The 5,730-nt window shown below is 71.2% G+C and carries 7 protein-coding genes; 5 read left to right on the top strand and 2 right to left on the bottom strand.

The annotated features are described in order from the left end of the window. The coding region (locus VR44_RS15055; RefSeq protein WP_157880303.1) for a helix-turn-helix transcriptional regulator at positions 1 to 292 on the bottom strand (292 nt) is incomplete at its 3' end. A 135-nt stretch (positions 293 to 427) separates the two neighbouring features. On the opposite strand from VR44_RS15055, the gene VR44_RS15060 reads away from it, so the two are divergent. The 3 genes from VR44_RS15060 (at position 428) to VR44_RS15070 (ending at position 2,337) form a co-directional block, all read left to right on the top strand. Beyond that, the gene (locus tag VR44_RS15060; RefSeq protein ID WP_052713610.1) at positions 428 to 1,066 is read left to right on the top strand and encodes a TIGR03086 family metal-binding protein; all 639 of its coding nucleotides are present in this window, start codon (positions 428 to 430) and stop codon (positions 1,064 to 1,066) included. A gap of 390 nt (positions 1,067 to 1,456) precedes the next feature. Continuing rightward, positions 1,457 to 1,861: a hypothetical protein gene (locus VR44_RS47155; RefSeq protein WP_245691820.1), complete on the top strand. Its 405-nt coding sequence runs from the start codon at positions 1,457 to 1,459 to the stop codon at positions 1,859 to 1,861. Positions 1,862 to 1,911: 50 nt separating this feature from the next. Next, complete coding sequence (locus VR44_RS15070) at positions 1,912 to 2,337, top strand: DUF3592 domain-containing protein (protein WP_157880304.1); 426 nt, start codon at positions 1,912 to 1,914, stop codon at positions 2,335 to 2,337. 63 nt (positions 2,338 to 2,400) lie between these two features. On the opposite strand, the gene VR44_RS15075 is transcribed toward VR44_RS15070, so the two are convergent. Continuing rightward, complete coding sequence (locus VR44_RS15075) at positions 2,401 to 3,333, bottom strand: hypothetical protein (RefSeq protein ID WP_045947994.1); 933 nt, start codon at positions 3,331 to 3,333, stop codon at positions 2,401 to 2,403. Between the two features lie 120 nt (positions 3,334 to 3,453). Here VR44_RS15075 and ku point away from each other — a divergent pair, with 120 nt between their 5' ends. Together ku and VR44_RS15085 are read left to right on the top strand one after the other, a co-directional pair. Beyond that, complete coding sequence (gene ku / locus VR44_RS15080) at positions 3,454 to 4,467, top strand: non-homologous end joining protein Ku (protein WP_063778923.1); 1,014 nt, start codon at positions 3,454 to 3,456, stop codon at positions 4,465 to 4,467. Between the two features lie 160 nt (positions 4,468 to 4,627). Continuing rightward, positions 4,628 to 5,730, top strand: a 1,103-nt coding sequence (locus VR44_RS15085; protein WP_045947996.1) for a chymotrypsin family serine protease, incomplete at its 3' end; no start/stop codon positions are given.

Raw genomic sequence — 5,730 nt, forward strand, 5'->3', positions numbered from 1 at the left:
GCAGGGTGGTACGCAGTTCGGGGGTGGCCGACAGGGGGCCGGTGACGAGGAACAACGCCCGGATCTCCTCGGCGGTGAGCCCGGTGAGGTTCGTACGGGCGCCTCCGACGAGGGACCAGCCCCCGCCGCGGCCTCGCTGTGAGTAGACGGGTATGCCGGACGCGGCCAGGGCCTCCAGATCCCGGCGCGCCGTGCGCTCGGACACCTCCAGTTCGGCGGCCACTTCGGGGACGGTGACGCGGCCGCGTTCCTGGAGGAAGAGCAGGGTCGCCACCAACCGGTCGGCTCTCACGTGCCTCGTTCCTCCTGGGTCTGGGCCTGGGACGGCGTCCTCGGCTTGGGCCGGGGCCGGCGTCCTCGTCGTCGCTTTCCATTCTCCTCGGAAAACTGGCCAGAAGATGGCCACTTCTGCTTCCAGGATGAACACATGAACAAGACCGAGCAGCTCAACGAGACCGCGTTCGACTCCACCGATGCCGTCGCGGCCCCTTCCTCCTCCTTCGATCCGCGCACCGACCTCGCCGCCGCCATCGAGCTGGCGGGCCGTACGCTGGCCGCCATCCGACCCGATCAGTACGACGCCCCGACCCCTTGCGAGGAGTTCGACGTACGGCGCCTGTCGAGCCACCTCGTCGCCGTCGTCCGCCGGATCTCGGTGATCGGGCGCGGCGAGGACCCGTTCAGCGTCCCCTCCTTCGCCGACGAGGTCGCCGACGGCGCTTGGGCGCAGGCCTGGGAGCCGGGCGCACGCGAGGTCGCGGAGGTGTGGGCGGATCCGGGGATCCTCGGCCGGCAGCTGCGCCTGCCGATCGGCGTCCTGCCGGGCGCGGCCGCCGCCGCCGTCTACACGCACGAGGTCACGGTGCACACCTGGGACCTGGCGAAGGCGACCGGGCAGGAACCGGAATGGGACCCGGCCCTCATCGAGCGGGTGATCGGCGTCGTCCGTCCCGCGCTGCCGGCCGAAACCCGTGGCGGCCGGATCCCCTTCGCCGAGGTGGTGGACGTGGAGCCCGGAGCCCCGGCCATCGACCGTCTGGTGGCCTGGGCCGGACGCCGTCCCTGAGCTCAGCGGCCTGCCGATGCGACGCTTGCCATACGTGCCGAGTGGAGATGCGGGACGAGGAGGCAGCGCGGCGTTGGCCGGCTGATCAGGGCGTCAGCCGGGTGCGCGACGGGTGGGTGAGCGACGGGGATCCGGACGCGTTGCTCACCGCCAACCAGGTGGCGCACTCCTGGGCCAGTGACGTGTTCGCCGAAGTCCTGGACGCGGCCGGCCGGCTGCGGTTGGCGTTCGGTCTGCTGGACCTCCTCGACGAGTACTGGGTCACGTGCGAGATCCGGTTCGCGAACGACAGTGCGGAGGGGCCCCTGCCGGCCGAGGTGCTGTTGGGAAGGCTACCGACAGCGGCTGGAGGCGGACCGGGACGCCGAGGCCGTCACCTACTCGCTGTGGGTGGACTGGTTCGAGGACCACGCCACCTCCGCCGCGGCCTTCGCCGAGGTTCTCGGCAACGACATCGACCGGGTGGTGGCCGAGCCTTCGGCAGCCCTGCTCCGCCGGGCCCGGCGGGTTCTGGAGTGTTCGGGTCCGGTGCGCTGGGCGGTGAAGGAGCCGACGTACCGCACCGCGATGCGGCTTCCCGCCCTGCACCCGGCTGTCTTCTGCGGCATCCGAGCGAGCTTCCACGACGTCTACGGCGACCTGGAGCCGGCTGCCGCACTGAACCTCCTCGGCCGACTGGACCTCCCCACGGACACCCGGCACCTTGCCGAACTGCGCCACGTACTCGCCGCCGGGCACAGGAACCACTACCGCAGCCCCGGTGCCTGGGACGATGCGGTTCGCTCCTGCTCCTGAGCCGGTAGACTCCGGCGATCCCGTGCGGGGACCGGTGGAGGGGGCGGCGGGTGGATCGGGTTCTGGTCGTAGTCGGTGTGGTGCTGGTCATGGTGGGGCTCGCGGCGGTGGTCTTCACCCTGGGGAACCTGGTCGAGTTCCTGCGAATGCGTGCCCTGGAGCGGCGTGGGATCGAGGGTGAGGCGGTCTCCGTCGTTCAGGACTGGATGAACCACAAGTACCGCGTCCACTACCGGGTGTGCCTCCCCGAGGGTGGCCGCGACGAGCGGTTCTACGAGGTCGGCGTCGAGGAGCCCGAGCCCTTGGGGACCGTGTTCCCGGTGGTCTACGACCGGAAGAAGCCGAGCCGGGCGAAGCTCGGGACGCGACAGAACATCGACTTCGCCACTGAGGGGCTGATCGTGAAGTTGGCCTGGGGCATCGGCGTACCGGCGATCGCCCTGGGGTCTCTGCTCATACGGTTCTTCGACTCCTGAGGCGATGGCCGTCCGGAGCCAGGGGGTGCCGGGCGGACGGTTGGGGTTCGGCCGCTCAGCCGCTCAGCGGTTCAGCGCCTTCCAGGCGCGTTCGGCTTCGGCGGCGGCCCTGCGGGCCTTGTCGAGTGCGCGGTCAGCCTGCCGGTGGCGGCGGGCAGCGGCTTCCTCGGCCGCGTGGAGGTCGGCCCGCTCGTGGCGGGCCCGGGCGAGATCGTCCTGCAGGGCGCTGATTCGTTCGTCGAGCTCGGCCACCTCCGACCTGGTCTTCCGGAGTTCCCGTTCCGCCGCGGTCAGCTCCGTCTCGGCCAGGGTTGCTTCGCGCGCCGCGCGGTCGGCTTCCGCCCGGGCCTTGGCCCGCGCTTCCCGCTCCCGCCCCCGCTCGCGCTCCTGTTCGCGCTCCTGCTGCCGTGAGGAGGCGGGCTCCTTCTTCCGGGCTGGTTCGGTGGGCTTCGGCGGCGCTGCCGCCCGGCGTGGTGTGGTGCCGGGGGCGGGTTCCAGTCCGGTGAACCCGACCACGGGGGGCGGTGCGGCCGTGAGGGAGCCGCGGGCCCAGTCGGCGGCCGGGCCGGCAGCGGGTTCGGCGAGGAGTGTGTGGAGGATTTCCTCGACCTCGTGCTGGACCGCATCGGAGACGGGGTGCCCGGCGTCGCCCGCGAGCTGGGCGGCCTGGCGGGCCATCTCCGCGACCACGACGTTCCGCTGATGCGACAGGTCCCTCAGCTCAGGACCCGCAAGCGTCCGGTGCGCCTCACGCAGCCCCCTGCCCAGCTCCAGCAGGCGGTGCGCCTGTTCCGGATCGGCGCGGGCCAGCAGGTTCGCCGCCCACACCGCGAGTGTCGGCCGGCGCCAGCCGGCGATCCGCTTGGCCAACGCCTCCTCCCCCGCCCCGCGCTCCTCCCCCGCCCTGCGGGCCCGGGCCGCACAGGCGGCACGGGCCGCGGTGAACGCTTCGGGTTTCAGTCCGTACAGCTCCCACGCCACCTCATCGGCATCCATACACCCACCTTCCCCTGAGATGCCTCGGTCTGCGCCGACCCGGCGGTGCGGGTCGGATGTGGTGCGGATGGGGTAGGCGTCGTGTAGTGGGAAGGGGGGTGACTGGAGGAGGTGGCGGCCGTGGCACGTCCCGTCTGGGCCGGAAATCTGTCGTTCGGGCTGGTCAGCCTGCCTGTCGGCCTCTACACGGCCACAGACAGCCACACGATCCACTTCCATCAGCTCCAGCGCGGTACCTCCGACCGGATCCGCAACCGCCGGGTGAACGAACGAACCGGGAAGGAGGTGGAGCTCGAGGACATCGTGAAGGGGTTCGACACCGGCGACGAGTACGTGCTCATCGAGCCGAAGGAGCTCGAGGAGATCGCTCCGGGCCGCTCGCGGTCACTGGAGATCAGGGGGTTCGTGGACCTGGCGGAGGTGGATCCGATCTTCTTCGACAAGACCTACTACCTCGGGCCCCGTGGGGCCGAGTTCGGAAAGGTCTACAGCCTGCTGGAGCAGGCGCTGGCCAGGGCCGGGAAGGCCGGGATAGCCACGTTCGTGATGCGCCAGCACGAGTACCTGGTGGCTCTCAAGTCCGAGAACGGGCTGCTCACGCTGCACACCCTGCACTGGGCGGACGAGATCCGGGACCCGAAGAAGGAGATCGGCACCCTGCCCGGGAAGGCCGAGGCGAAGGCGTCGGAGAAGGAGCTGAAGATGGCCGAGCAGCTCATCCGGGCGATGAGCATGGACTGGGATCCGGAGCAGTTCCACGACACCTTCCAGGAGAAGGTCGCCGCCCTCATCGAGGCGAAGAAGGCCGGGGAGACCGTGGAGAAGGCCGAGCCCGCGGCCGAGCCGACCGGCGTGGTCGACCTCATGGACGCCCTGCGCGCCAGCATCGAGCGCGCAGGCAGCCCGAAGGCCACCGGCGGCAAGGCCACCGCCTCCGGCCGGGCCCCGGCCTCCTCCAAGGCGGCCGCGAAGAAGCCGGCGGCGAAGAAGCGGATCCGCTCGGCGCCCAAGGAGGACCTGGCCGGTCTGACGAAGGCCGACCTCTACAAGAAGGCCGCCGCGGCGAACCTGCCGGGCCGGTCGCACATGTCCCGCGACGACCTGGTCCAGGCTCTCTCCTCGGCCGCGGCATGAGGGAAGGCTGACCGGCGGCCTCGGCAAAGACCTGGGCAGGGCGTACGCCCCCTGCGCGCCCCCCGAGGGCCGCCGTGCGCTCTTGCCGGGCATTTCGGGCGGTCACTACGGTCACGCTGCGTACATGATGCGTACGTAGAGTCACCATTCGAGGAGATGTATGAACAAGGCTGCTTGGCGTTCGCTCGGGCTCGCCACCGTGCTGGCCGTCCTCCCTCTCGCCGCGACGGCGACCGCCGAAGCCGAGGCACCCGAACCCCTGTCCGCCGAGGTCGTGGCGGCCATGACGCCCCAACAGCAGGGCGAGGTGCTGGAACCGCTCCGGGCCGTCGCCGATGCCGCGGCGCGGGTCGGCCGGGGTGCGTACGCGGACCTGTACACGCAGGTCGAGATGGCCCCCGACTACCGCTCGGTCAACGTCTACCTCACCGACACCGCCCGTGGTGCGGCCTTCCTCGACGCCGTGCGCAAGGCCGGCCCGGAGGCCGACACGAAGCTGCTGCACGTACGCAAGAGCGCGAAGTCGCTGCAGCAGATCAGGAAGGAGATCAACACCTTCCGCAGCCGCAGGGACCTCCCCTTCAAGATCCACATGGCGGGCAGCACCGTCGACGGCGGAGCGATCGAGCTCAGCGTCGACGACGCGAAGGCGGCGCGGCGATACCTCGCCGAACCCGCCGTCACGCAGGAACTCGCGGCGGCCCGGACCACCCCCATCCGCGTCCGCCAGTCACCGCCGGCGGTGCCGCTGAGCCGCTGGAACGACAGCGCGCCGTTCTACGCGGGGGCCGCGCTCGGGCCCGCGAACGGCTCGTTCGCCCACTGCACCAGCGGCATCCCGGCGCACAGCACCGTCGACAACCGCCAGTGGCTCGTCACCGCCGGCCACTGCTACGGGCTGGGCGAGAGCGTCTTCACCGCCGGCGGCAACCGCGTCGGCACGGTCGGAGCCAAGCTGGACGACCTCGACTCGGCGTTCATCGAGACGGCGACGAGCCGCTACACGTGGGACGGCCTCGACGCACAGGGGTACACGCGCCGCCTCAACGGCGTGCGCAACGCGGCGGTCGGCGACTTCACCTGCCACCTGGGCTACACCACGAAGGTCGCCTGCAACATCCGCACCGCGTACGCCGGCAACGCCACCTGGGTCAACAACGGCGCCTACGTCTGGGGAAGCGCCAGCGACCCGAACACCTACCCGGTCATCGCCCGGACCGGCGACAGCGGCGGGCCGGTGATCACGATCAACGACGAGAACTC

Source organism: Streptomyces katrae (assembly GCF_000966975.1).
Taxonomy (GTDB): Bacteria; Actinomycetota; Actinomycetes; order Streptomycetales; family Streptomycetaceae; genus Streptomyces; species Streptomyces katrae.